General features: G+C 63.4%; 24 protein-coding genes. 12 read left to right on the plus strand and 12 right to left on the minus strand.

Going from position 1 to position 22,838, the window contains the following annotated elements:
- Positions 1-11: 11 nt before the first annotated feature.
- Positions 12-1,007 carry a tripartite tricarboxylate transporter substrate binding protein gene (locus ASE30_RS03220; RefSeq protein WP_057282789.1) on the minus strand — a complete coding sequence of 332 codons (996 nt, stop codon included), beginning with the start codon at positions 1,005-1,007 and terminating at the stop codon, positions 12-14.
- Positions 1,008-1,182: 175 nt separating this feature from the next.
- On the opposite strand from ASE30_RS03220, the gene ASE30_RS03225 reads away from it, so the two are divergent.
- Positions 1,183-2,094, plus strand: coding sequence for a LysR family transcriptional regulator (locus tag ASE30_RS03225; protein WP_057282790.1), 912 nt, complete (start codon positions 1,183-1,185; stop codon positions 2,092-2,094).
- A gap of 13 nt (positions 2,095-2,107) precedes the next feature.
- Here ASE30_RS03225 and ASE30_RS03230 read toward each other — a convergent pair whose 3' ends face one another.
- Both ASE30_RS03230 and ASE30_RS03235 read right to left on the minus strand, forming a co-directional pair.
- Positions 2,108-2,491, minus strand: a complete 384-nt coding sequence (locus ASE30_RS03230; RefSeq protein ID WP_057282791.1) for a hypothetical protein — start codon at positions 2,489-2,491, stop codon at positions 2,108-2,110.
- A gap of 57 nt (positions 2,492-2,548) precedes the next feature.
- Positions 2,549-3,091, minus strand: coding sequence for a DUF4189 domain-containing protein (locus ASE30_RS03235; protein ID WP_082601429.1), 543 nt, complete (start codon positions 3,089-3,091; stop codon positions 2,549-2,551).
- Positions 3,092-3,295: 204 nt separating this feature from the next.
- Between ASE30_RS03235 and ASE30_RS03240 the strand changes: the two genes are divergently transcribed.
- The 3 genes from ASE30_RS03240 to ASE30_RS03250 are packed head-to-tail and all read left to right on the plus strand — an operon-like array spanning position 3,296 to position 5,262.
- Positions 3,296-3,718, plus strand: coding sequence for a hypothetical protein (locus ASE30_RS03240; protein ID WP_057283252.1), 423 nt, complete (start codon positions 3,296-3,298; stop codon positions 3,716-3,718).
- A 27-nt stretch (positions 3,719-3,745) separates the two neighbouring features.
- A complete protein-coding gene (locus tag ASE30_RS03245; RefSeq protein ID WP_057282793.1) occupies positions 3,746-4,864 on the plus strand; it encodes a PHB depolymerase family esterase in 1,119 nt (372 codons plus the stop codon).
- The gene (locus tag ASE30_RS03250; RefSeq protein ID WP_057282794.1) at positions 4,861-5,262 is read left to right on the plus strand and encodes an Imm1 family immunity protein; all 402 of its coding nucleotides are present in this window, start codon (positions 4,861-4,863) and stop codon (positions 5,260-5,262) included. The genes ASE30_RS03245 and ASE30_RS03250 overlap by 4 nt, the downstream gene beginning before the upstream one ends.
- Here the strand turns inward: ASE30_RS03250 and ASE30_RS03255 are convergent.
- From ASE30_RS03255 to ASE30_RS03275, 5 genes are all read right to left on the minus strand, one after another.
- On the minus strand, positions 5,252-5,752 hold the full coding sequence (locus tag ASE30_RS03255; RefSeq protein WP_057282795.1) for a hypothetical protein: 501 nt from the start codon (positions 5,750-5,752) through the stop codon (positions 5,252-5,254). The two genes, ASE30_RS03250 and ASE30_RS03255, sit on opposite strands and share 11 nt — an antisense overlap.
- Before the next feature lie 72 nt (positions 5,753-5,824).
- Positions 5,825-6,202 carry a DCC1-like thiol-disulfide oxidoreductase family protein gene (locus ASE30_RS03260; RefSeq protein WP_057283253.1) on the minus strand — a complete coding sequence of 126 codons (378 nt, stop codon included), beginning with the start codon at positions 6,200-6,202 and terminating at the stop codon, positions 5,825-5,827.
- Positions 6,203-6,360: 158 nt separating this feature from the next.
- Positions 6,361-6,570, minus strand: coding sequence for a hypothetical protein (locus ASE30_RS03265; protein WP_057283254.1), 210 nt, complete (start codon positions 6,568-6,570; stop codon positions 6,361-6,363).
- A 111-nt stretch (positions 6,571-6,681) separates the two neighbouring features.
- A complete protein-coding gene (locus tag ASE30_RS03270) occupies positions 6,682-8,055 on the minus strand; it encodes an HdeD family acid-resistance protein (RefSeq protein ID WP_057282796.1) in 1,374 nt (457 codons plus the stop codon).
- A gap of 72 nt (positions 8,056-8,127) precedes the next feature.
- Entirely contained in the window at positions 8,128-8,751 is a 624-nt protein-coding gene (locus tag ASE30_RS03275; RefSeq protein ID WP_057282797.1) for a DUF2239 family protein, read from the minus strand.
- 198 nt (positions 8,752-8,949) lie between these two features.
- Here ASE30_RS03275 and guaB point away from each other — a divergent pair, with 198 nt between their 5' ends.
- From guaB to ASE30_RS03290, 3 genes are all read left to right on the plus strand, one after another.
- Positions 8,950-10,410: an IMP dehydrogenase gene (guaB, locus tag ASE30_RS03280; RefSeq protein ID WP_057282798.1), complete on the plus strand. Its 1,461-nt coding sequence runs from the start codon at positions 8,950-8,952 to the stop codon at positions 10,408-10,410.
- Between the two features lie 100 nt (positions 10,411-10,510).
- Positions 10,511-12,103 (plus strand): glutamine-hydrolyzing GMP synthase, encoded by a 1,593-nt coding sequence (gene guaA, locus ASE30_RS03285; protein ID WP_057282799.1) that lies wholly within the window; start codon positions 10,511-10,513, stop codon positions 12,101-12,103.
- 371 nt (positions 12,104-12,474) lie between these two features.
- On the plus strand, positions 12,475-13,458 hold the full coding sequence (locus ASE30_RS03290; protein ID WP_057282800.1) for a tripartite tricarboxylate transporter substrate binding protein: 984 nt from the start codon (positions 12,475-12,477) through the stop codon (positions 13,456-13,458).
- Between the two features lie 64 nt (positions 13,459-13,522).
- Here ASE30_RS03290 and ASE30_RS03295 read toward each other — a convergent pair whose 3' ends face one another.
- The 3 genes from ASE30_RS03295 to msuE all read right to left on the minus strand — a co-directional run bounded on the left by ASE30_RS03295 (position 13,523) and on the right by msuE (position 16,316).
- Complete coding sequence (locus ASE30_RS03295; RefSeq protein WP_057282801.1) at positions 13,523-14,551, minus strand: methionine synthase; 1,029 nt, start codon at positions 14,549-14,551, stop codon at positions 13,523-13,525.
- Between the two features lie 27 nt (positions 14,552-14,578).
- Entirely contained in the window at positions 14,579-15,562 is a 984-nt protein-coding gene (locus ASE30_RS03300) for a DUF1852 domain-containing protein (RefSeq protein WP_057282802.1), read from the minus strand.
- A gap of 172 nt (positions 15,563-15,734) precedes the next feature.
- Positions 15,735-16,316, minus strand: coding sequence for an FMN reductase (gene msuE / locus ASE30_RS03305; protein WP_057282803.1), 582 nt, complete (start codon positions 16,314-16,316; stop codon positions 15,735-15,737).
- Between the two features lie 216 nt (positions 16,317-16,532).
- Here msuE and ASE30_RS03310 point away from each other — a divergent pair, with 216 nt between their 5' ends.
- From ASE30_RS03310 to ASE30_RS03320, 3 genes are all read left to right on the plus strand, one after another.
- Positions 16,533-17,450: a LysR family transcriptional regulator gene (locus ASE30_RS03310; protein WP_057282804.1), complete on the plus strand. Its 918-nt coding sequence runs from the start codon at positions 16,533-16,535 to the stop codon at positions 17,448-17,450.
- Between the two features lie 166 nt (positions 17,451-17,616).
- Positions 17,617-18,753 (plus strand): hypothetical protein, encoded by a 1,137-nt coding sequence (locus ASE30_RS03315; RefSeq protein ID WP_057282805.1) that lies wholly within the window; start codon positions 17,617-17,619, stop codon positions 18,751-18,753.
- A gap of 82 nt (positions 18,754-18,835) precedes the next feature.
- Positions 18,836-19,021, plus strand: a complete 186-nt coding sequence (locus ASE30_RS03320; RefSeq protein WP_057282806.1) for a hypothetical protein — start codon at positions 18,836-18,838, stop codon at positions 19,019-19,021.
- 46 nt (positions 19,022-19,067) lie between these two features.
- Here the strand turns inward: ASE30_RS03320 and ASE30_RS03325 are convergent, their stop codons facing one another.
- A complete protein-coding gene (locus tag ASE30_RS03325) occupies positions 19,068-20,681 on the minus strand; it encodes an NAD(P)/FAD-dependent oxidoreductase (protein ID WP_057282807.1) in 1,614 nt (537 codons plus the stop codon).
- Between the two features lie 296 nt (positions 20,682-20,977).
- Here ASE30_RS03325 and ASE30_RS03330 point away from each other — a divergent pair, with 296 nt between their 5' ends.
- Positions 20,978-21,799 (plus strand): type IV toxin-antitoxin system AbiEi family antitoxin domain-containing protein, encoded by an 822-nt coding sequence (locus ASE30_RS03330; protein WP_057282808.1) that lies wholly within the window; start codon positions 20,978-20,980, stop codon positions 21,797-21,799.
- Positions 21,783-22,727: a nucleotidyl transferase AbiEii/AbiGii toxin family protein gene (locus ASE30_RS03335; RefSeq protein WP_057282809.1), complete on the plus strand. Its 945-nt coding sequence runs from the start codon at positions 21,783-21,785 to the stop codon at positions 22,725-22,727. Before ASE30_RS03330 ends, ASE30_RS03335 begins: the two co-directional genes overlap by 17 nt.
- Positions 22,728-22,838: the final 111 nt, after the last annotated feature.

Below are 22,838 nucleotides of genomic sequence, written 5' to 3' on the forward strand. Positions count from 1 at the left end.
CGGGTTCGGGTTCAGTTGGTCTGGATGTTGCGGGCCTTGATGATCTGGCCGTAGCGTTCACGTTCGCTGGCGGCCAGTTCTTGCAGTTCCTTGGGCGTGGATCCGTGCGCCACCGCGCCCTGCGCTTCCAGCTTGGCCTTGACGGCGGGCGCGGCCGCGACGTCGCGGATCGCTTCCGACAGCTTGTCGATCACGGCCTGCGGCGTGCCGGCCGGCGCCAGCACCGCCGTCCAGGAACCGCTCTGCGCGTTCTTCACGCCGGCTTCGTCGATGGTGGGCACGTCCGGCATGGCGGGCGAACGGGTGGCCCCCGTGACCGCCAGTGCGCGCAGCTTGCCCGCGCTGACATAGGGCATGGTCTCCAGCACCGACGCGAACAGCATGTCGACCCGCCCGGCCATCAGGTCGGTCATGGCCGGGCCGCCGCCCTTGTAAGGCACGTGCACCAGGTCCACGCCCGTGGCCTGCTGGAAGATTTCGCCGGACAGATGGGGCGCGCCGCCGGTGCCGGAACTTGCGAAGGTGTGCTTGCCTGGCTGGGCGCGCGTCAGGGCGACCAGATCGGCCACGTTCTTGACCGGCAGGCTGGCGGGGACGACCAGCACGAACGGCAGGTCGGAGAACAGGGACACGGGCGCGAACGCCTTGACCGGATCCGAGTGCAGCTTGTAGATCCAGGGGTTGATGGCCAGCATGCCAGAGTTCGCGAACAGCAATGTGTAGCCGTCGGCCGCAGAGCGCGCGACCAGGTCCGCGGCGATCTGGCCGCCCGCGCCGGGCCGGTTGTCCACGACCACCGAGGCCGAGAGCTTTTCCCCCAGGGCCGCGGCCAAGAGACGCGCCGAAATATCGGTGCCGCCGCCTGGCGAGAAGGGGACGATCAGGTTGATCGGGCGGTCCGGATACCCGGCGGCGCTGGCGGCGCCTGGCAAGGCCGCGGTGGCGGTCAAGGCCAGCGCCGCGGCGATGAGCCGGACGCGGATCCGGGCGGTTGTCTTTGTCTCCATGGATTTTCTCTTTTTGGCGTTGAGGGCGGCTGGGCCGCGAAAGATGGGGCTGCTGGGACTGCTCCTGAATGCGCTGGCGGGCCGGTTTCCGGCCTGGGATCCGAGTATAGGGAGGCCTGTCCATGGATAGCCGTTCGAGCTATAAATAGCATTGATCAATTCAAGGATTGAATCGATGGAATTCCGCCAGCTTGAGTGCTTTATCGCGGTGGCCGAGGAACTGCACTTTGGGCGGGCCGCCGAACGCCTGTGCATGACGCAGCCGCCGCTGTCGCGCCAGATCCAGTTGCTGGAACAGGATCTGGGCGTGACCCTGTTCGAACGCAACAGCCGTCAGGTGCTGCTGAGCGCGGCGGGACGGCGGTTTCTGCGCGATGCGCGGCATCTGCTGGAATTCTCGGCACGGGCGGCCGCCACCGCGCGGCGCACGTCGGGCGGCGAGGCCGGGCACATCACGCTGGGGTTCACGGCGGTGGCGGCGTACCGCTTGATGCCGTCGATGGTCATGCAGGCGCGCAAGCTGCTGGGCGGCGTGGAGATCCAGCTTCGCGAAACGGTGTCCACCGACCTGAGCCGCCTGCTGCTGGCGCGGGAATTGGACGCCATCCTGGCGCGCAGCGTGCCGCAGCAGGCGGGCATCGACTCGCGCCTGGTCGAACGGGAACCGCTGGTGCTGGCATTGCCCGCCGCCTCGCCTTTGTGCGAGCACGCCACGGTGCCGCTGCGCCTGTTGCAGGGGCAGCCGTTCGTGCTGTATTCACCAAGAGAAGGGAAGTACTTTTACGACCGCATCGTGGGGGCGTTCGGCCTGGCCGACGTGCAGCCGGACTTTGTGCAGCGCGCCGGGCAGACGCATACGCTGCTGGCGCTGGTGCGCGCGGGGCTGGGCGTGGGCATCGTGCCGGATTCGGCGCGCGAACTCCGGTTCGAAGGGGTGGAATTCCGGCCGATCGGCCAGCGCAATCTCTACGCCGACATGTACCTGGCCTGGCACGCGCAGCACGACAATCCGGCGCTGGATGCCTTCCTGCAGCGCGTGATGAAGGTGGATGGGCCGGGCTGTTTCCGGGCGGGCGGCCGGGAATGAACCCGGGCCTTGCCTAACGGCGCTTCGGGCGGTTCGGCGGAGCCAGCGGGGCGCCCACGTGGCTGGCCAGCCAGTGTTCGATCTTGTCGTCGCGGCGGGCGGCCCAGTCCTTGCCGATTTCAAGAATCAGCAGGTTGCGGGTGTCGCCATAATCTTGGCCGGGCGCCTTCTGGAACATTTCGCGCCATATTTCCGATGCGACCAGTTCGGTCGTGACCAGCACGCCGATGCCCTTGGCGTCGATCCACAGGGGCGCGGCCCGTTCGTCCACATGGGCTTTCAGGTTCTCAAGAATCTTCTGCGCCAGCGCGGCGTTGTCTTTCGATGCCGCGATCAGGACCAGATACTGCCGGTGGTCGCCAGACGGTTCGTCGGAATCGCCAAAGGGGTTTTCCATGGTTTGTTCCTTTTGGATGAGCTATGTCTGGACAGACTGTAGTTCATCGGCAAAGGTTCATCGGCGAATAGCGGGCGGCAGATAGGCCTGAAGCCCCTCGGACCGGGGCGCGTCCGCTTCCGCACTGACGCTTTGGTCCTCGGCCTTTTGCGCCTGCGTTGAGCACGCGCTGATCACCAGGCGGCATTGGGCCCCGGTTTTGTCGCCGCACAGGCGCAGGCTGTGGTCGCGCGTCTGCTGCATATCCCAATCTTCTTTGCCGGTCGCCACGAAATGGTGCGGGCCATGGGCGGCCACGGCAATGCACTGATTCTTGAAGTTGGAATAGACCGTGCATTTGGCGGCCGGTTCGTCTTTTCTGCAGGCGGCAAGGGCGCTCTGGCGAGCCGCGGATTCCGTGCTGTACAGGATGGACGCGTAATAGCGGTAATTCGACGAGACGATCAATGCCCCATACAGGTCGGAGAGCTTCTGGGGCGGGGTGTCGGATGCCGCCGCGCACGCAAAAAACAACAGCAGGCCCGGCGCCAGGCGCGGCAGCACGGCCCGGCGTGGCGGAGGTGGCACGGCATCGAGCAAGGTCTTGCATCGGGTACGCATGGCGATCCTCCCGCGGTACACGCTGACAGTAGCGGAGCATTGCCGATCCTGCTACGGGTTCCTTGCCCCGGCAACAAAGTCTTCGCCGTAGTCCGCCTGGCGATTTCGGCCCATCCGCATTGGGTCCCGAAGCGCCGGCCCGCCCAATATCTATCAAGTTGAAACATCCATGCACCATCCAAGTGGATGGTTTATTATCGATTCATGCCTCCTCGCACACCTCGCCTCGCCGCCGTCCCCAAGCCCGCCGACGAGAAGATCACCATCAACCTGGGTTATGTCGACCTGGGTCAGATCGATCTTCTGGTCCAAGAGGGCTTCTACGCGAACCGGACGGACCTGATCCGCACCGCCATCCGCAATCAGATCGCCTCGCACGGCGATGCCGTGCGTCAGGCCGTCAGCCGAAAGACGCTGGTGCTGGGGATCCAGCACTACGCCAGCCAGGATCTGCTCGCGGTCCAGGCCGCCGGCGAAATGCTCCAGATCCGCGTGCTGGGCCTGGCGACCATCGCCGCCGACGTCACGCCCGAGCTGGCGCTCGCCACGATTGAATCCGTGACGGTCTTGGGGGCGCTGCACGCCAGCCCCGCCGTCAAAGCCGCCCTGCGTCAGCGCATCCGCTGACATCACAGCCGCACAAAAGGTCACACCATGCACCCTGAATTCCAGCAACTGATGACGCACGCCACCCAGCTCACGCGATCCGGCGATCTGGCCGCGGCAACCGCCGCCATCCAGGCCGCCTTGCGCGGCGGTCTGCCCGTCGCCCGCGCCCGGCAGGAAGACGCCGACGTCATTGACGTCGAAGCGTGGGAAATTCCGGATACCACCGACGCGCCCAGGACGGCGCGTGCAACGCCCGACGATGCCGCCACGCCCGCGCAGAAGCCCGCCGTCTCTGGCGATACGTTCACGGCGGGATCATTTCGCAACTCGTCGGGGCAGCGCGGCTACAAGCTGTACGTGCCGCCGAACCCGAGTGGCGAGCCTCGGCCGCTGGTGGTGATGCTGCACGGCTGCACGCAGGACGCGGACGATTTCGCCGCCGGCACCGCCATGAATGCCGCGGCGCGCGAGCAGGGCTTCTATGTGCTGTATCCGGTTCAATCGCGCGACGCCAATCCCCAGAAGTGCTGGAACTGGTTCAAGCACAACCACCAACAGCAGGGCCGTGGCGAACCGTCCATCCTGGCCGGCATGACGCGCCAGGTGATCGACACGCACCCCATCGATACCGGGCGCGTGTATGTGGCCGGCCTTTCCGCGGGCGGCGCGATGGCCGCGATCCTGGCCGACGCTTATCCCGATCTCTATGCGGCGGCGGGCGTGCATTCGGGGCTGGCGCCGCGCGCGGCGTCGGATCTTCCGTCGGCGCTGTCCGCCATGAAGGGCATGCACGCCCGGGCCGCTGCACAAACGGGCAGCGGCGCGCCCACCATCGTCTTCCACGGGGACCGCGACGCCACCGTGCATCCCAGCAACGCCGAAAGCGTGATTGCGGCCAGCGTGGGCCCGGGCGCAAGCGCCGAGACCCAGCGCGTGCCGGTCGCAACCGGCAAACGCGCAAGCACCCGGCACCTGTACCGCAATGCGGCGGGCAGCGTCGTCGCCGAACGCTGGGACATCCACGGCGCCGGCCATGCCTGGGCCGGCGGGACGCAACAAGGGTCCTATACGGACGGCGCCGGCCCCGACGCCACGGCCGAGATGCTGCGATTCTTCTTCGAACGCTCCCTGAACGCGCAACCCGGGGCCGCTGGAACACCATGAAAATAGCCAGAATCCTGGAAGATGTGCGACAGGGTGACCGGCTGGTGACCCGCGCGCATGAAGATCCTACGCGGGCCGACCTGCTTGCCGCGCTGGACAGGCTGGATGGCGCGGACGTCAGCTCGACCGCCTTCGTGATCGACGACGACACCGTCCTTTCGGTCGGGGGCGGCGACGGCGCCTACGTGGTGTTCATGTCCCTGCGAGCAGACGCGGAAATACACACGCTGATCGACCCCAGCAGATCCGAAGACCTGGAACAGGACCTGGTGGCGGGCGGCCAGTTGGGCAACTACCCGCAATTCCAATGTGTGGACCGGAGCCGGGCGGCGTCCGCGCTCTTGTACTTTCACGAGCACGGAGCGCCTTCACCCCATTTGCACTGGGCTAGCGAGTAGGCGCGGGTTTGCCGTAAAGCAGCCGTGCACATACCAGGCCGGCGATCGCGGCGGGCAGGGCGCCCATGTACAGGGGAAACAGCGCGGAAGACCAGGACAGGTCGCGCCCGCCGAACGTCAACAGAAAGGCAAACGCATACACCGCGCCAATGAAGCCCATGCGCAGAATGGCCAGCCAGGACGGCGCGAGCGGCTTGAGGGCGCCCGCCGTCATCCCGCAAAGCAGGGCCGGCACGATGCCGAAAATATAAGCCCAGGGCAGTCCGAAGATCCCAAACATCAGGCTGTCCGCGCTTCGGGCGGCGACAGCCATGGTCAACGCAATGACGACGATGCCCACGGCGGGTCCGACGAACGCGAAGATGGCGGCGCCGGCGACCACGTCGCGGCCGATGGTGCGGCCGGAGTCTCCGGCCCTGCGCTGCGCGCGGCGATAAACAACAGAACCTAGCGTAAGCGCCAGCAGCACGGCGCCAGTGATGTAGAGCATCGGGTCAATTCCAGATTGAAGAGAAACGAACGCGTGGTGCGCGCACCCCGCGCAGCCGTGGGCACTGGCGCATCAGGGCATTTTTTTCCTGCCCAGCAATGTCAGCGTCAGGCTGCGGCCGGTGCGCATGAAGGGATACAGCGCCTTGGACAGGCACGCGTTGCTGAAGATCGTCGCGTTCACGCGGTTGAACAGATCGTTGCCGGTGCTGAGCAAAGCCAGCCGGTGGATGCAGTCCGCGCCCCAATAGTCTCGGCCATCCAGGTGCAAGAGCATGCCCTGGTTCAGGTCATAGCCCTGCGCCCGGTGCCTGGCGGCCAAGTCGGGATGGTCGCGCATGTTCAGCATGGCGATGGGGCCCGCGGCCTTGCGCAACTGCATCATCCGCACGTAGTTCGAGCAGAAGGGGCAATCGCCGTCGTACAGAAGGTAGTTTTCGTCGGACTGCATCATGGGGATCCATCGGTAGTTTCAGGAACATACCTCATAAATCCGGCTTGACGGTCCGGCGGCGCGTTTTTGCCGGCGGCGCACGCGCTGGAACTCGATCAGAAAAACATCGGGTCCGGGCGGGTGCGGCCGGCGGATATCGCGCGGGAATGGGGCCGTCAGCCGCCCCGGTGCCCGTGATAGCGCGGAGCGGCCACGCTGCGCGTGTTCTCCTTGTGCTGCGAGCCGACCAGCGCCTTGCGCCGGGCGTCTTCGTGCTGATGATCGGATTTGGCGCGCTCTTTGTCCGCATGCGGGGGCGCATGCGTGTCGGGCGCGGTATCGGGCGCGGCGTGGCGGGGATCGGAGCGGGGGGTGTTGGGCGTCATGATGCGTACCTGCGAAGGCGACGCGGCATATGCCGCGTTTTTCACGTTACGCCCGGACCCGGTGATTCTCCAGGGATCAATTGGGATCAATTGCAACAGCTTGGCCGCGGGTCAGACCCGGGGCCGCCGCGCCGGCGCTTCCTTGTCCTGCGCCCGCCAGCTTCCGCGCAGTTCCGCGATCCGGCGCAGCGCGCGCTGCGACATCTTCCACCAGCCGAACGGGCGCGGGTCGGCAAGCATGCTCATGGCGCGGGCGTAGTCCAGCGTGAGACCCGGTGTCCAGGCCATCGTCATGGCGCGTTTGCGGATCTGCGACGCCACCCACAATTCCGGCGTCAGCAACAGCCGGATCAGCACCCGCCAGCCGGCCTCGTCGCCGTGCAGGCGGCCCACGACGCCATCCAGCGCGGCATCCAGCGCGCCCGAGACGGTGCTGGAGCAGTTGCGGTGCGTCAGGTTGTAGATGGAGTTCTTGCGGTACTCGTCCCAGAAGGCGGCCAGCTTTTCCGCATCGTAGTTGCGAATCCGCACGCGGATGGTCGATGGGCACCAGGCCCTGGATTCGGTGGCGTAGTCGGGCTGATACACGCCCGGGATATCGTTTTCAGCGGTGGCGCGCAGCAAGGCGCTGAAATCGTCGGGGGACCGGTCGATCTCTTCTTGCGGATACAGGCTGATGTAGATGCCCTCGGGCGATTCCAGCGCGGCGTGTCCGGTGGAGATCACGCCGTTCACGTCCACCGCGGCGATGTAGCGGTCCACCAGCGGATAGTTGCGGGTCTGCGCCTTGGCCGACCCGGACGGCGTCCAGACGTGCACCGTCAACGCCAGTTCGGAATCAGCGGGCGGGCCGTCCCAGACCTGCGGCGCGCCTTGCTCGGGCGCGGCGGGCGCGAAGCCCATCGACCGGGTGGCGGCAAAGGCGGGATTGGAGGACAGGTGCCGGACGCGGCGCGCCAGCCACAGGAGCTTCACGCCCGCGATGCCCAGGAACAGGCCCAGGCAATAGGGCACGGTGCCCAGGTAATGGGTGGGATAGGGCTGGAAAAAGAAGATGGCCAGCAGGATTTCGGCCACGCCGCCCGCGAACGCATAACGCCAGCGTTCGTAGCGCACTACATAACCGGCAATGCACTGCAGCAGTCCATCGACCAGGAACAGCGCGCCGAAGATCATCGACAGCACGAAGTGCCCATGATGATGGCCGGCCAGGATCAGGCCGCCAGCCAGCAGGACGAACAGCCCCTTGGCATAGCGCAGCACACGCTGGCCGCCCACGCCGCTGGATGCGATCAGCAAGGTGCCCAGGCCTTCGATGATGAAAAGGATGGCGAAGGCATTCAGGGGAAAGTAGGGCGCGCCGTCGAGCGCGTCGATGAACACGACGATTCCCGCCAGCAGGAAGACGGCTCCCGCGATCGCCAGCGCGCGCCAGCGCTGGCGCAGGTAGGTCACTCCCAACAACAGCAATACCAGTTGCGGCATGGCGGCGGCCCCGGGGGCAAGTCGATAACGTGTACACGAAAAGTAAAAGCTGCGCGCACGGGCGTCAATGCGCTACGCGGGCGACCCCCAGGCCAGGCCCATCGCATAGCCGCGCACATCCTGCGGCCATTGTGCGACCTGCTGCGCGTAGCCTTCGCGGTCATCGGCATACAGGGCGCGCGTCGCCTCCTCGAAACCCGGCAGGTTCCCGGCCATGCTCGCCATGAAACGGTACGCCGCCTCCTGGCGTTCGCGGCGGGCATCCCGCGCCTCGTTGTCGCGGCGGGCCTGTTCCACCAGCTTGCGGAGTGCCACCGATGCGCCGCCGGGCTGCGCGGCAAGCCAGTCCCAGTGGCGCGGCAGCAGGGTCACTTCGCGCGGCACCACCCCCAGCTTGGGCCGGCCGCGGCCGCGTGGCGCCGCGTCCGGCTCGGCGTCGTCGTTCGCGGAAGTGGCGGCGGGGGCGGGGGCGGGGGCCGCCGCCGGGGCATGCCGCGCAACGATCTGCGCTTCGTTGCCGCTCAGGTCCAGATCCACCTGTTTGCCGGACGAGTCCTGGAAGACAAGCAGGGTGCTGTCGCCGCGCGTGACCATCGCGTGCTTGACCGCCAGCGCCACGTCGGCCAGCGTGCCGGCTGCAAGAATGCGATGGCCTTCAAAGGCGGTATGGGGATCGGAAGGAAGGGGGGAGTTCATGATGTGTTTTTATCCGGGTGAATTTGATGGGCGAATTATTACCCAGGTAAAAAGAGCCGTCAATATCATCCGGGTAAAATATTTGATGCCGACAGGATACCTGTTTTCATCGCATAAAAATTACGCCCAAACCTAGGGTCAACACCTAGGCAAAACATGCAGGCGGCGTATAATCTTGCTTTGCGCCCGGAGTTACCCATGCGTCTCGTTCAAAAAGCGCTCACCTTCGACGATGTGTTGTTGGTGCCTGCGTATTCCGAGGTGTTGCCGCGCGACACCTCCCTGGCCACGCGCCTGACTCGCAATATCAGCCTGAATATCCCCCTTGTGTCCGCCGCCATGGACACCGTCACCGAATCGCGCCTGGCCATCGCCATGGCGCAAGAGGGCGGCATCGGGATCATTCACAAGAATATGTCCGCCGACGCGCAAGCGCGCGAAGTGGCTCGCGTCAAGCGCCACGAATTCGGCATCGTGATCGATCCGGTCACCGTCACCCCCCAGATGAAAGTGCGCGACGCCATTGCGTTGCAGCGCCAGCATGGCATCTCGGGCCTGCCGGTCGTCGAAGGCCGCAAGCTGGTTGGCATCGTGACCAACCGCGACCTGCGCTTCGAAGAAAACCTGGATCAGCCCCTGCGCAACATCATGACGCCGCAGGAACGCCTGATCACCATGAAGGAAGGCGCCACGCTCGACGAAGCGCAGGCCCTGATGCACAAGCACCGTCTGGAACGTGTGCTGATCGTGAACGACGGCTTTGAACTGCGTGGCCTGGCCACCGTCAAGGACATCGTCAAGAACACCGAACACCCGATGGCCAGCAAGGATGCCCAAGGCCAGTTGCGCGTTGGCGCGGCGGTCGGCGTGGGCGCCGGCACCGAAGAGCGCGTGGAAAAGCTGGTTGCCGCCGGTGTCGACGTGCTGGTTGTCGACACCGCCCACGGCCACTCCAAGGGCGTGCTGGAAGGCGTGCGCTGGGTCAAGCAGAACTACCCCAAGGTTGAAGTCATCGGCGGCAACATTGCCACCGCCGCCGCCGCGCGCGCGCTGGTCGAATACGGCGCCGACGGCGTGAAGGTCGGCATCGGCCCCGGTTCCATCTGCACCACGCGTATCGTCGCTGGCGTGGGCGTGCCGCAGATTCATGCCATCTCGGAAGTCGCCAAGGCGCTGGAAGGCACCGGCGTGCCGCTGATCGCCGACGGCGGTATCCGCTACTCGGGCGACGTCGCCAAGGCGCTGGCCGCCGGCGCGTTCTCGTGCATGATGGGCGGCATGTTCGCCGGCACCGAAGAAGCGCCCGGCGAAGTCGTGCTGTTCCAGGGCCGTTCGTACAAGTCCTACCGCGGCATGGGCAGCCTGGGCGCCATGACGGAAGGCTCCGCCGACCGCTACTTCCAGGACCCGGCCAACAACGCCGACAAACTGGTTCCGGAAGGCATCGAAGGCCGCGTCCCCTACAAGGGCAGCGTGCTGGCCATCATTTACCAACTGGTCGGCGGCATCCGCGCCTCGATGGGCTACTGCGGCGCCGCTTCCATTGACGACATGCGCACCAAGACCGAATTCGTGGAGATCACCTCCGCGGGCGTGCGCGAGTCCCACGTGCACGACGTGCAGATCACCAAGGAAGCGCCCAACTACCGCGCCGACTGATCCGCACAGTCAACTACAATGTCATGCATCACGCACCGGCAGAACCGCAAAGATCAGCGGGTCTGCCGGTGCGGTTTTATTTACAACGGGTAGAGTCTCCATGCACCAGCGCATTCTTATCCTCGACTACGGTTCGCAAGTCACCCAGCTGATCGCCCGCCGCGTCCGCGAAGCCGGCGTCTATTCCGAAGTCCACCCGGGCGACGTCGACGACGCCTTCGTGCGCGAACAGATGGCGCAGGGCCTGAAGGGCATCATCCTGTCCGGCAGCCACGCCTCCGCCTACGAAGAAGGCTCCATGCGAGTGCCGCACGCCGTGTTCGAGCTGGGCGTGCCCGTCCTGGGCATCTGCTACGGCATGCAGTCCATGGCGCAGCAACTGGGCGGCGTGGTCAGCTTCTCGGACCATCGCGAATTCGGCTACGCCGAAGTCCGCGCCCACGGCCACACCAAGCTGCTGGAAGGCCTGGAAGACTTCAACACGGCCGAAGGCCATGGCATGTTGAAGGTCTGGATGAGCCACGGCGACAAGGTCACCGAGCTGCCCCCGGGCTTCAAGCTGATGGCATCCACGCCGTCGTGTCCCATCGCCGGCATGGCCGACGAAGACCGCCGGTTCTACGCTGTCCAGTTCCACCCCGAAGTCACGCACACCGTTCAGGGCAAGGCCATGCTGGCCCGCTTCGTGAACGAAATCTGCGAATGCACGGGCGACTGGAACATGCCCGACTACGTCTCCGAGGCCGTCGCCCGCATCCGCGAGCAGGTCGGCACGGACGAAGTCATCCTGGGCCTGTCCGGCGGCGTGGACTCGTCGGTAGCCGCCGCGCTGATCCACAAGGCCATCGGCGACCAGCTCACCTGCGTCTTCGTCGACCACGGCCTCTTGCGCCTGGACGAAGGCAAGCAGGTCATGCAGACCTTCGCCGAAAACATGGGCGTGAAGATCATTCACGTCGATGCCACCGCGCAATTCATGGGCAAGCTGTCCGGCGTGGCCGACCCCGAAGCCAAGCGCAAGATCATCGGCCGCGAATTCGTCGAAGTGTTCCAGGAACAGGCCGGCAAGCAGCAAAGCGCCAAGTGGCTGGCCCAGGGCACCATCTACCCCGACGTCATCGAATCCGCTGGCGCCAAGACGGGCAAGGCCACGTCCATCAAGTCGCACCACAATGTAGGCGGCCTGCCGGACACGCTGAACCTGCAACTGCTGGAACCGCTGCGCGAACTGTTCAAGGACGAAGTCCGCGAGCTGGGCGTGGCGCTGGGCCTGCCGCCGCAGATGGTCTACCGCCATCCGTTCCCCGGTCCGGGCTTGGGCGTGCGCATCCTGGGCGAAGTGAAGCATGAATATGCTGAACTGCTGCGCCGTGCGGATGCGATCTTCATTGAAGAGCTGCGCAATACCAAGGACGAGGCCAGCGGCCTGACCTGGTACGAGCTGACCTCGCAGGCGTTTGCCGTGTTCCTGCCGGTGAAGTCGGTGGGGGTGATGGGCGATGGAAGGACGTATGAATATGTCGTGGCGCTGCGGGCTGTGCAGACGTTTGACTTCATGACTGCCGATTGGGCGCCGTTGCCGCATCCGTTGCTGGCTCGCGTTTCGTCGCGGATCATCAATGAAGTGCGTGGCATCAACCGGGTTGTTTACGACGTGTCGAGCAAGCCGCCTGCGACGATTGAGTGGGAGTGATCCCGCGTCCGGTGTAGACCAGCACCGACTGGCAAGAAGTACCCCGGAAGCCCGCGTAATCGCGGGCTTTTTTATTTAAGGCTTGGCACTGTGTGGCAAATTTTCGCATCGCCAAGCGCCCCGTTTCCATGGCATGGAAACGGGGCGCTTTGAGCCCGATTTGTTCAGATCAAAGCATTTTCGCTAAGCCCCGCTTGCTCATCGCCGGAAAACTAGGGTTATCAGGGATTCTTTATGCTTAAAGTTTTGTGAAGAATGAGCGGCTGATGCAGGGTTGCCGCCGCGATGAGGCATCGCGGCGGTTCACCGTGGTGCGGCACCCGACGCACCGTACGCAGGATCGCGCGGTGGCGCCCTATTAGGAGAATCGCATGCTGCTGCGTAGACGTTGTCTGGCCATGGTGATGCTGGCGATGACTGGCTGGGCGACGGGCAGCCATGCGCAAACGCCGTCTCAGGCCTGGCCCGCCAAGCCCGTGCGCCTGGTCGTGGGGCTGGCCCCTGGCGGGCTGGTCGACGTGCTGGCGCGCACCGTGCAGCCGCATTTGTCCGAGGCCTTGAAGCAGACCGTCATCGTTGAGAATCGGGGCGGCGCGGGCGGCAACGTGGCGGGGGCCGAAGTCGCGCGCAATGGGGGGGACAACCATACCTTCTTGTTCAATCCGTCCACGACCGAATCGGTCAACCCGCTGATGTTCGTCAGCATGCCGTTCGATCCGCAGAAGGACCTGCGGCCGGTCGCCTTGTTGGCCAACAGCCAGTTGTTCCTGTTCGTCCGGTCCTCGCTCGGCGTCGATACGCTCGAAGCGTTCGTCGAATACGCGCGCAAGCAGCCTAATCCTCTGAACTACGGTTCGGCCGGCAACGGCACGACGCCGCATCTGGCGGGCGAGTTGCTCAAGCAGGCTACCGGCATGCAGGCCACCCATGCGCCATATCGCGGCGTGGCGCCGGCGATTCAAGACCTGGCCGCGGGTCAGATCGACTTCGCGTTTGGACCCGCCACGGTCTTTCCCATGGTGCAAGCGGGCAAACTGAAGGTGCTGGCGGTGGCGAGCCGGCAACGCGCTGCCGTGGCGCCCGATATACGAACCTTTTCCGAGGCCGGCATCGACGGTGTTTTCGCGGACAGCCTGTTCGGCATGTATGCCGCCGCCGGTACCCGCGATGATGTGGTCGATCGCATGAACGCCGAAATCAACAAGGTACTCGCGCGGCCAGAGATCCGTGCGCGCTTCCTGGACGCCGGCGCTGAGGCGCTACCGCTGAGCGCGGCCGACTATGCGACGCGTGTGCAGGATGAGAAGAAATTGTTCGCCCCGTTGATGAAGTCGTTGGGGCTGAAGGAACAGTAGTAAAAACCCCGAAAGTCGGATCCAAGTCCAACTTTCGGGGGGCGGTGGCGGCTCTAGATCCGCATCAGGCCGAGATTTCCCTGCGGACGATTTCCGCGCCTGCGCTGAGAGCACTCAGCTTGCCCGTCGCGACCCGGCGAGACAAAGGCGCCATGCCGCAGTTCGTGCAAGGGTAGAGCTTGTCGGCATCGACAAATTTAAGCGCCTTGCGCAGGGTGTTGGCTACTTCCTCCGGCGTTTCAACGGTATCGCTCGCCACGTCAATGGCGCCTACCATCACCTTCTTGCCACGAATAAGTTCAATCAGATCGATGGGCACCTGAGAGTTGTGGCACTCCAGCGAAATGATGTCGATGCTGGATTTCTGCAGCTTGGGGAAGGATTCCTCATACTGGCGCCATTCGGAACCCAGCGTCTTCTTCCAGTCGGTGTTGGCCTTGATGCCGTAGCCATAGCAAATATGGATGGCGGTTTCGCACTTGAGGCCCTCGATCGCCCGTTCCAGAGTGGCGATACCCCAGTCGTTCACCTCGTCGAAGAAGACATTGAATGCCGGCTCGTCGAATTGGATGATGTCGACGCCGGCAGCCTCCAGTTCCCTGGCTTCCTGGTTGAGGATCTTGGCGAATTCCCAGGCCAGCTTTTCGCGGCTCTTGTAGTGGGCGTCGTACAGCGTGTCAATCATCGTCATGGGGCCCGGCAGCGCCCATTTGATGGGTTGCTTGGTCTGCTGGCGCAGGAACTTGGCGTCTTCGACGAAAACGGGCTTTTGGCGGCTGACGGCACCCACGACGGTCGGGACGCTCGCATCATAGCGATCGCGAATCCTGACGGTTTCACGTTTTTCGAAATCGACGCCGGTGAGGTGCTCGATAAACGTGGTGACGAAATGCTGACGGGTCTGCTCGCCGTCGCTGACGATATCGATGCCTGCGTGTTGCTGTTCTTGCAGCGCCAGGCGCAAGGCGTCTTGCTTGCCCTCGACCAGTTCCTGGTCCTGCAGTTTCCAGGGCGACCAGAGTTTCTCGGGCTGGGCCAGCCAGGAAGGTTTGGGCAAGCTGCCGGCCGTCGAGGTGGGCAGTAGTTTTTTCATGATCAGTGTTCCGTGTGTTGCGAATGATTAGAGAGCGGAATTGGCGGCCCAGGCATCGAGCACTTTCTTGTAGGGCTTGATGAAGTGCTCTTCCGTGAACTTTCCTTGCTTGACGGCCAGCTGGCTGCGCTCTTCCCGGTCATAGACGATCTGCGTCAGGGAGTAGTCCTGATTCTTCAGGCTCGGTCGATAGAGCTTGCCTGCCGCTGAGTTGGCGTTGTAGATCTCGGGGCGGTAGATCTTCTGGAACGTTTCCATCGTGCTGATCAGGCTGATCAGCTCAAGATTGCTGTAGCGGCCAAGCAGGTCGCCTTGGAAATAGAAAGCCAGCGGCGCGGCGCTGCCCGGGGGCATGAAATAGCGAACCTGCAGCCCCATTTTTTCGAAGTACTGATCGGTCGATGAGAGTTCATCTTGCCGATACTCGACGCCCAGGATGGGGTGCTGGTTCTCGGTTCGGTGGTAGGTCTTGCTGCTCGATGCGCTGATGCAGATGACAGGCGGCTTGCTGAACCGCTCTTTGTAGGCGCTTGAATTCAGAAAGTGCTTGAACAGCTTGCCGTGCAGATCGCCGAAATCGTCGGGGATGCTGAACGTGGATTTATTGTTGTTGTGTTCGGACAGAACCACGCTGAAGTCGTAGTCGCGCACGTAAGAGGAAAAGTTGTTCCCTGCAATGCCCTCGATGCGTTCGTTGTTTTTCTTGTCGACGATGTTTGTTTGCAATATCTCGATCAGCGGAAAAACAATGCTGCCGCCTTCGGCGCCGATGTGCATTTCCGCGGAAATGATCTCGAGTTCGACCGCGTAGCGATCCCCCGTCGGGTTGTCCCAATGCGCCAGGCTATTGAAGCGCCTGTCGATCATCCGCAAGGTGTTGCGCAAATTCTCCTGGCGGCTGGCTCCCCGGGCCAGATTGGCGAAGTTCGTGGTGATGCGCGTGTTGTCCGATGGCTGGTAATTTTCATCGAAGCTGATGCTCTTGATGCTGAATGTGAACGCGTTGCTCATTGTGGTTTCGTGCGCTGATTTTGAGAAAAAGTTTGCAGGGAGTTAGTGCCGGTTTCTGGACGGGCGCCGCGCGGGAGAAATGCGCCTCGCGCCGGATGTTCAGTCAGAGGGCGTATGTCGGATGGAAAGGCCCGGGATGCAGCCTGATTAGCGCAATAGTCGGGTCTTGCTTTCAGGCCGCGACCGCTTCCTCCGCGGCGGCAGCTCTCGAATGACGCGTCAATTCGACCAAGGGCAACGCCCGCTGGACCGCCAGCCTGGCCCGCTGGATCAAGGCCTCGTCCTGCAGGCGGTAGCCGGCGAAATCCTTGTCGGTCGCGTACACGCCCAGCGGCAATGTGCGTGCCTGGAAAAAGCTGAACAGCGGCCGCAATTGGTGGTCGATGATCAGGGCATGGCGTTCGCTGCCACCCGTGGCAGCCAGCAGGACGGGCTTGTCGATCAAGGCGTCCTGGTGAATGAAGTCGAAGAAGTGCTTGAACAGGCCCGTATAGGAGCCGCGGAAGACCGGGGTTGCCACCACCAGGACGTCAGCTTGCTCGACCGCGACAAGCGCTTGCTCCACGGTGTCGGGCAGGTGGGAGCGCCAGACCGCGCCAGCAAGATGCGGGGCGAGCTGACCCAGTTCGACCAGGCGTTGTTCGCCAGGGACGTCGTCTGCAATCAGGTCCAGCAGGTGCTCTGCCAGGGCTGCGGATTTGGAGGGGCGTTGCAGTCCGCCGGAGACTGCTACTAGACGAAGTGGACGTGTCATTCTGGTTTTCATGATGATGGATCTACGCGCCGCTGCGGCTCTGCCGAATGCGTATGCGCCGCCGGAAGCTGCGGAGGTGCCCGCGAATACAACACTTGATTAATGGCAAGGGCCGCTCGCGAACATGCGAACGATCAATGGGAGCGGATACTAGGGGAGGGTAGTGATGAAGTAAAATGGTTTTATTTCACAAATCCATGAGCGGAATTCATCTGAATGCTTGAGCGTATCCATCTCAGCATCGTTCAGCAGGTCGAGAAGCAGGGGTCGTTGACGGCCGCCGCCGGCGTGCTGAGCCTGACCCAGTCGGCCCTGAGCCACAGCATGAAGAAACTGGAGCAGCAACTGGGCACCGACGTCTGGCTGCGTGAAGGTCGCAGCCTGCGCCTGACGCAGGCCGGCCAATACCTGCTGGCGGTGGCGAACCGCGTGCTGCCGCAACTGGACCTGGCCGAAGAGCGCCTGGGCCAGTTCGCGCAGGGCGAGCGCGGTGCGTTGCGCATAGGCATGGAATGCCATCCTTGCTACCAGTGGCTGCTGAAGGTGGTCTCGCCTTATCTGGCGGCGTGGCCCGACGTGGATGTGGACGTCAAGCAGAAGTTCCAGTTCGGCGGGATCGGCGCGCTCTTCGGTTACGAGATCGACTTGCTGGTCACGCCTGACCCGCTGTTCAAGCCGGGTCTCAAGTTCGAACCCGTGTTCGATTATGAGCAGGTGCTGGTCGTGGCCAAGGGCCATCCCCTGGCGTCGGCGGCGTATGTGAAGCCTCAGCAGTTGACCCAGGAAGTGCTCATCAGCTACCCCGTTGATATCGAGCGCCTGGACATCTACAACCAGTTCCTGTTGCCGGCCGGTGTCACGCCCAAGCGCCACAAAGCCATCGAAACCACCGACATCATGGTGCAGATGGTCGCCAGCGGACGCGGCGTGGCCGCCTTGCCGCGCTGGCTGGTCGAGGAATACGCGGCCAGGATGGACGTGGTGCCCGTGCGGCTGGGGGCGCGTGGCATTGCAAAGCAGATCTTCCTGGGCGCACGCGAGGCGGACACTGCCATCGACTACGTGCGGGCCTTCATCGAACTCGCCCAACAGCCAGCAACTGCCCCTGCCATTGCGCAAACAGCCAGTGGATGAGGTCCGCCCGGCAATATCGTTGACGCCTATCCCGCGTCCGGCTTATGCCGGCATATGCCGGTATTGAAACCGCCAAGCCCGCGTAATTGCGGGCTTTTTTATTGGTGACTGACCATTGATATACTCCCCGGGTCGCGATTAAGTAACCACTAACGGGAGATTTTGGATGCGCTTAAAGGCTCTTGCACTTGGCTTGGTGGCTGTTTGTGGTAGTTCGGTCGCTGCACAAGACAGCACTCAAACGTTGCAGCAAGCCTTGAAGCAGGTGCCGCAGGTGGTGTTGACCGCCCCTGAAGCGATGCAGATCTTCTTTCTGGATGTGCAAGCCTGGCGTGGGCTGGAGAAAGCCGGGCCAACCGCGGATGGCATGCGCAGGTTGTCCATCGCGCAGGCGATCAGCCCGCTTCAATCCATCGGTTACGGCCTGGACCCGTGGTCCGATAGCGCGAAGATCCCTTTTGATGAGCTTTCCTACTTTGCCGGATTTGGTCAGGCGCCCGGCAATGTCGCCTATTGGGGGCTGAAGGACAGGGAATCCGCGGATAAGTTTGTGGATCGCCTGAAGCAGGCTGATTTCAAGACAGTGAATGGTGATGTTGCGGGCCTGCTCGCAAATGGCGAACCCAATAAACCCGATATGACAAAGGCCAACGGACGAGATCCGTGGCGAGGCGCGATGGGCATGCCCACTTTCGTACTGCCTCTGGATGCGGCGCTGGTCCAGGCGCCCGCGCCAAAGGGAATGAAAATACTGTCTCGACCCGCGCCATCCGTTGCGGACAACGAGATCGTTGCGGCCTCCGTCGCCGGATTGAAGGAAGCCGTGCCTTCGGACAGCGGCCAGATTGTGCAGGCGGCGATCATCTCGCCTGTTCTCGGTCTGCAAGCCGTCGATCCGGCAAAGGTGTTGCCCGCTACGCCGGGGGATATGGAAACCGCGAAGCAGAATCTTCATGCCATTGCCGAATCCAGTGCACGCGGCATCCCGCCTTACTTTGCGGGAATCATCGCGGACGTGCAGATCAAGAACGCGCCTGCCGTCGTGATTTCCCTGTCCTACGCGGATTGCTCCACTGCCAAGCAGGCGGTTGATGGCGTGAGCGCGGCATGGAAGCAAAGCATGGCCGGTGCGGTGCAGGCCGAAGTCTCCGGGCGTACCGTGCAGGCTGGGAAGCTGTGTGCGGCGGTCGTGAGCATGACTGCGCCGAAAGCAGAGAATGTCGGAAACCCGATTCTGACGCAGATCATGAACCGGTATATGCAGCGGGACTTCGCCGTTCTGCAGATTGGCTCGTCACGCTAAGCGCGGTCACGGGTTTTCCGGGCCTGAGTGCGTGGCCATCAAGCTGGCACGCTTGGGCACTGCGTTGCAGCAGGAGAGATGAATGGACGAGGAGCGCCGTGGTGCCCGCCTGGCTGCCGCCATGAAAGTGGCTGAGCAGATGCGTGCGACAACGCCGTTCGACCCGCCTTTAGGCCGGCGAGGCCGATATTGCGATCATGTGCTGCACGACGCGTTGTGCGCCGCGGATTTGAAAGGGCTAGACCTGCGGGACGCGGCAGATTTGTGATCGCATCTGACTCCCGGCGGGCGCCCCGGGCATCGCCGATCTTCCCTTACCCCTGCCTTCCCATAATGCTCAGCGCCACCGCCTCGGCAACCTTGATCCCATCAACCCCCGCCGACAGAATCCCGCCCGCATAACCCGCGCCTTCACCCGCCGGGAATAACCCCTGTGTATTGATGCTTTGCAGCGTCTCGTTGTCCCGCTTGATGCGTACCGGCGACGAGGTTCGTGTTTCCACGCCCGTCAGCACGGCGTCGTGCATGCCGAAGCCTTTGATGGTCTTGTCGAAGGCGGGCAGGGCTTCGCGGATGGCGGTGATGGCGAAGTCGGGCAGGGCGGTGGCCAGGTCGGTCAGGTGTACGCCCGGGGTGTACGAGGGGAGCACGGAGCCGAATTCGGTAGACGCCTTGCCCGCGATGAAATCGCCGACCAGTTGGCCCGGCGCGCTGTAGGTGCCGCCGCCCAGTTCGAAGGCCTGGGATTCCCATTTGCGCTGGAAGTCGACGCCAGCCAGGACGTGCTCGGGGTAGTCGACTTCAGGCGAGATCCCTACGACGATGCCGGCGTTGGCGTTGCGTTCGTTGCGCGAGTACTGGCTCATGCCGTTGGTGACGACGCGGTTGGGTTCGGACGTTGCCGCCACGACCGTGCCGCCCGGGCACATACAGAAGCTGTAGACGGACCGCCCGTTGCTGGCGTGGTGCACCAGTTTGTAATCCGCGGCGCCCAGGATGGGGTGGCCGGCGTTGGGGCCGAAGCGGGCCTTGTCGATGAGGGACTGCGGGTGTTCGATGCGGAACCCGATCGAGAACGGCTTGGCTTCCATGAAGACGCCCTGGTCGTGCAGCATCTGGAAGGTGTCGCGCGCGCTATGGCCCACGGCCAGCACGACGTGGTCGGCCTCGATATGTTCGCCGTTGGCGAGCGTGACGCCGGTGACCCGGCCATTTTCGCGCTGCAGCGTTTCCACTTTGCTGGAGAAGCGCACTTCGCCGCCCAGCTTGGTGATGGTGTCGCGCATGACTTCGACCATGCCGACCAGGCGGAAGGTGCCGATGTGCGGTTTGGCGACGTACAGGATTTCTTCGGGCGCGCCGGCCAGGACGAACTCCTTCAGCACTTTTTCGCCGTAGTGCTTGGGGTCTTTGATCTGGCTGTAGAGCTTGCCGTCGGAGAAGGTGCCGGCGCCGCCTTCGCCAAACTGCACGTTCGATTCGGGGTTCAGGATGCGCTTGCGCCACAGGCCCCAGGTGTCTTTGGTGCGTTCGCGCACGGCCTTGCCGCGCTCCAGGATGATGGGCTTGAAGCCCATCTGCGCCAGGACCAGTCCGGCGAACAGGCCACAGGGGCCGGTGCCGATGACGATGGGGCGCTTGGCGAGGCTGGCGGGGGCCTGGGCGACGAATTTGTATTCGGTGTCCGGCGTCGGCTTGACGTGGCGGTCGTCGTGGAAGCGCTGGAGCAGCGCTGCTTCATTTTGAACGTCGATATCCAGCGTGTAGGTCAGCAGGATATTGTGTTTCTTGCGCGCGTCGTAGCTGCGCAGGAAGATGGTGAAGCCGTTCAGGTCGCTGGCCGGAACGCCCAGTTTCTTGAGAATCGCGGCGGGCAATTCCTCGGGCGTGTGGTTCAACGGCAGCTTGATTTCAGACAGGCGCAACATGCTTGGGGTCCAGATGGTGGGCGATCACAACGTCGCCAAAGCCGGGATTGTACTGGAGCGGTTGAAGGGGGCGGCAGAGGGAGATCGGTAGAGATTGGACGCGGTGAATCAAGCGGATGGGCGTGTACAGGGGCGATGGCGATGGATCGCTGGGAGTTCCAAATCGTTCGAAATTCTCATCGTGGGATAAAACTAGTTTGTCGTTAGTGTATTAAAGTCACTATTAGTGTTGATTTTCGGACGTGCTAAAACCAAATTGCTTGCATGGGGTTTACAAAATATATAGATTAGGCGCTATGAGTGATCAAAAATCCGGAAAATTAAACCAATTGCTGGTGCAACTGGATGATTCGCGCTTGGTGTCAAGTCGCTGGTTGCGGGCGCATGGGTACTCCAGCAGCCTCGTCGCGCGCTACGTGAGCAGCAGTTGGCTGGTGTCGCCGGCGCGCAGCGTTTATATGCGCAAGGGAGGGCGCCTGCGGTGGGAGGGCGTGGTTCGCAGCCTCCAGATTGGGGAGGGGATGCCGCTGCACGTCGGGGGCCGCTTTGCGCTGAGCCTGCAGGGGCACGAACACTACCTGCGCTTAGGTGATGCCGGGACGATCACCCTTTATGGGCCGGAGCGGCCGCCGGGCTGGCTGGGACAACTACCGCTGGAACAACGCTTCGAGTTTCTTGGCAAGGGGCCGTTTGACCTGCCAATCGTGTCGTACACCACCGAATTGTTCGAGAAAGCGCTGTCCGACCAAGGGCTGGACTGGCATCAGGCTGCGGCCGGTGCCGATACCCTGGTCTGCTCGACGTCCGAGCGGGCCATGTTGGAGCTGTGCGATGAGGTCTCGGACGCGGCGCTGGTGTACGAGGCCGATGCGCTGATGCAGGCCATGACTACGCTGCGACCGCAGCGGGTTGGCCTGCTGTTGCGCCACTGCCGCAGCATCAAGGCTAAACGGTTATTCTTGGCGCTGGCCGGACGCCATCGGCATGCGTGGTTGTCCCATGTACCTCTGGATGGCGTTGACCTAGGCCGGGGCAAGCGAGCATTGGTGCCGGGGGGACGTCTGCATCCTACCTACCAGATCACGTTGCCAGGAGACCTTGATGAACACCTGGCTTGACCGTTGGGATCGGCGCTACACCGACCGAGTGCGCCTGCTGGTTGAGATCTTGCCGGTACTGGCTCAGGAGCCGGGCTTCGCACTTAAGGGCGGCACGGCCATCAATCTGTTTGAGCACGACTTGCCACGCCTGTCGGTAGACATCGATCTGGCTTGGCTGCCGGTGCATGACTATGTCGAGGACGCAAGGCTGATTGCAGAAGCACTCGGACGACTGGCGGATATCCTCCGTGCACGTCCAATGAAATTGCAGGTGCAGTTGTCCGCGGGCGAGGGTGCGGTCACTCGGTTGGTGGCCAGTCGCGGCCGCGCGCGCGTGCAGATCGAGACGACGCCGGTTATGCGCGGCACGGTCCATCCAGTGCGGAGCATGGTGGTGCGTCCGAAAGTGGAGGAGGCATTCGGATTTGCCTCCGTGCAGGTGCTGAACTTCGCCGATCTCTATGCCGGAAAGCTGGCTGCGGCATTGTCCCGGCAGCATCCGCGTGATCTTTTCGACATCGGATTGTTGTTGGAGGATGAGCGAGCTGACTCGGTACTTTGGCGAACCTTTCTTGTGTATCTGACCTGCAGTCCCAAGCCCGCCTGGGAGATGCTGGCGCCTCGCGTACCGGCGGATTTCGCTGTGACCTTTGATGCGCACTTCAAGGGAATGACGGCCGCGCCGATCGAGGCCAGAACCCTGCTGGAGATCCATGAGCGGCTACTGGCTCGCGTGGCAGGGTGGCTGGACGAGCCGTCGTGCGCGTTTCTGAGGGCCGTAGAAGATGAGCAGTCGGACTTCGGCCTGATCGGGCTTCCACACGCGGTTGGCTTGCCGGCAGTGCGACGCAAGTTGCATAACCTGGCCCAGCGTACCGCGGCCAAACGAACCGCGGATCGGGACCAGTTGGAACAAACGCTGGCACGAATCGTCGGCCCCAGATGAGGTGGAAAGGTAGCGTCGGTGCTTTGGCGAACCTGCTCGGGGAGTTTTGCCGGCGCACTTTCTCGTACCTCTTTCGCATCGATGCCCGGCTTGACTTGCTCGTCGCGCGGC

Source organism: Achromobacter sp. Root83, assembly GCF_001428845.1.
Lineage (GTDB): Bacteria > Pseudomonadota > Gammaproteobacteria > Burkholderiales > Burkholderiaceae_B > Achromobacter.

Coding starts and splice junctions, on each gene's coding strand:
- ASE30_RS03220 (WP_057282789.1), bottom strand. CDS start 1,007: ATGGAGACAAAGACAACCGCCCGGATCCGCGTCCGGCTCATCGCCGCG.
- ASE30_RS03225 (WP_057282790.1), top strand. CDS start 1,183: ATGGAATTCCGCCAGCTTGAGTGCTTTATCGCGGTGGCCGAGGAACTG.
- ASE30_RS03230 (WP_057282791.1), bottom strand. CDS start 2,491: ATGGAAAACCCCTTTGGCGATTCCGACGAACCGTCTGGCGACCACCGG.
- ASE30_RS03235 (WP_082601429.1), bottom strand. CDS start 3,091: ATGCGTACCCGATGCAAGACCTTGCTCGATGCCGTGCCACCTCCGCCA.
- ASE30_RS03240 (WP_057283252.1), top strand. CDS start 3,296: ATGCCTCCTCGCACACCTCGCCTCGCCGCCGTCCCCAAGCCCGCCGAC.
- ASE30_RS03245 (WP_057282793.1), top strand. CDS start 3,746: ATGCACCCTGAATTCCAGCAACTGATGACGCACGCCACCCAGCTCACG.
- ASE30_RS03250 (WP_057282794.1), top strand. CDS start 4,861: ATGAAAATAGCCAGAATCCTGGAAGATGTGCGACAGGGTGACCGGCTG.
- ASE30_RS03255 (WP_057282795.1), bottom strand. CDS start 5,752: ATGCTCTACATCACTGGCGCCGTGCTGCTGGCGCTTACGCTAGGTTCT.
- ASE30_RS03260 (WP_057283253.1), bottom strand. CDS start 6,202: ATGCAGTCCGACGAAAACTACCTTCTGTACGACGGCGATTGCCCCTTC.
- ASE30_RS03265 (WP_057283254.1), bottom strand. CDS start 6,570: ATGACGCCCAACACCCCCCGCTCCGATCCCCGCCACGCCGCGCCCGAT.
- ASE30_RS03270 (WP_057282796.1), bottom strand. CDS start 8,055: ATGCCGCAACTGGTATTGCTGTTGTTGGGAGTGACCTACCTGCGCCAG.
- ASE30_RS03275 (WP_057282797.1), bottom strand. CDS start 8,751: ATGAACTCCCCCCTTCCTTCCGATCCCCATACCGCCTTTGAAGGCCAT.
- guaB (WP_057282798.1), top strand. CDS start 8,950: ATGCGTCTCGTTCAAAAAGCGCTCACCTTCGACGATGTGTTGTTGGTG.
- guaA (WP_057282799.1), top strand. CDS start 10,511: ATGCACCAGCGCATTCTTATCCTCGACTACGGTTCGCAAGTCACCCAG.
- ASE30_RS03290 (WP_057282800.1), top strand. CDS start 12,475: ATGCTGCTGCGTAGACGTTGTCTGGCCATGGTGATGCTGGCGATGACT.
- ASE30_RS03295 (WP_057282801.1), bottom strand. CDS start 14,551: ATGAAAAAACTACTGCCCACCTCGACGGCCGGCAGCTTGCCCAAACCT.
- ASE30_RS03300 (WP_057282802.1), bottom strand. CDS start 15,562: ATGAGCAACGCGTTCACATTCAGCATCAAGAGCATCAGCTTCGATGAA.
- msuE (WP_057282803.1), bottom strand. CDS start 16,316: ATGACACGTCCACTTCGTCTAGTAGCAGTCTCCGGCGGACTGCAACGC.
- ASE30_RS03310 (WP_057282804.1), top strand. CDS start 16,533: ATGCTTGAGCGTATCCATCTCAGCATCGTTCAGCAGGTCGAGAAGCAG.
- ASE30_RS03315 (WP_057282805.1), top strand. CDS start 17,617: ATGCGCTTAAAGGCTCTTGCACTTGGCTTGGTGGCTGTTTGTGGTAGT.
- ASE30_RS03320 (WP_057282806.1), top strand. CDS start 18,836: ATGGACGAGGAGCGCCGTGGTGCCCGCCTGGCTGCCGCCATGAAAGTG.
- ASE30_RS03325 (WP_057282807.1), bottom strand. CDS start 20,681: ATGTTGCGCCTGTCTGAAATCAAGCTGCCGTTGAACCACACGCCCGAG.
- ASE30_RS03330 (WP_057282808.1), top strand. CDS start 20,978: ATGAGTGATCAAAAATCCGGAAAATTAAACCAATTGCTGGTGCAACTG.
- ASE30_RS03335 (WP_057282809.1), top strand. CDS start 21,783: ATGAACACCTGGCTTGACCGTTGGGATCGGCGCTACACCGACCGAGTG.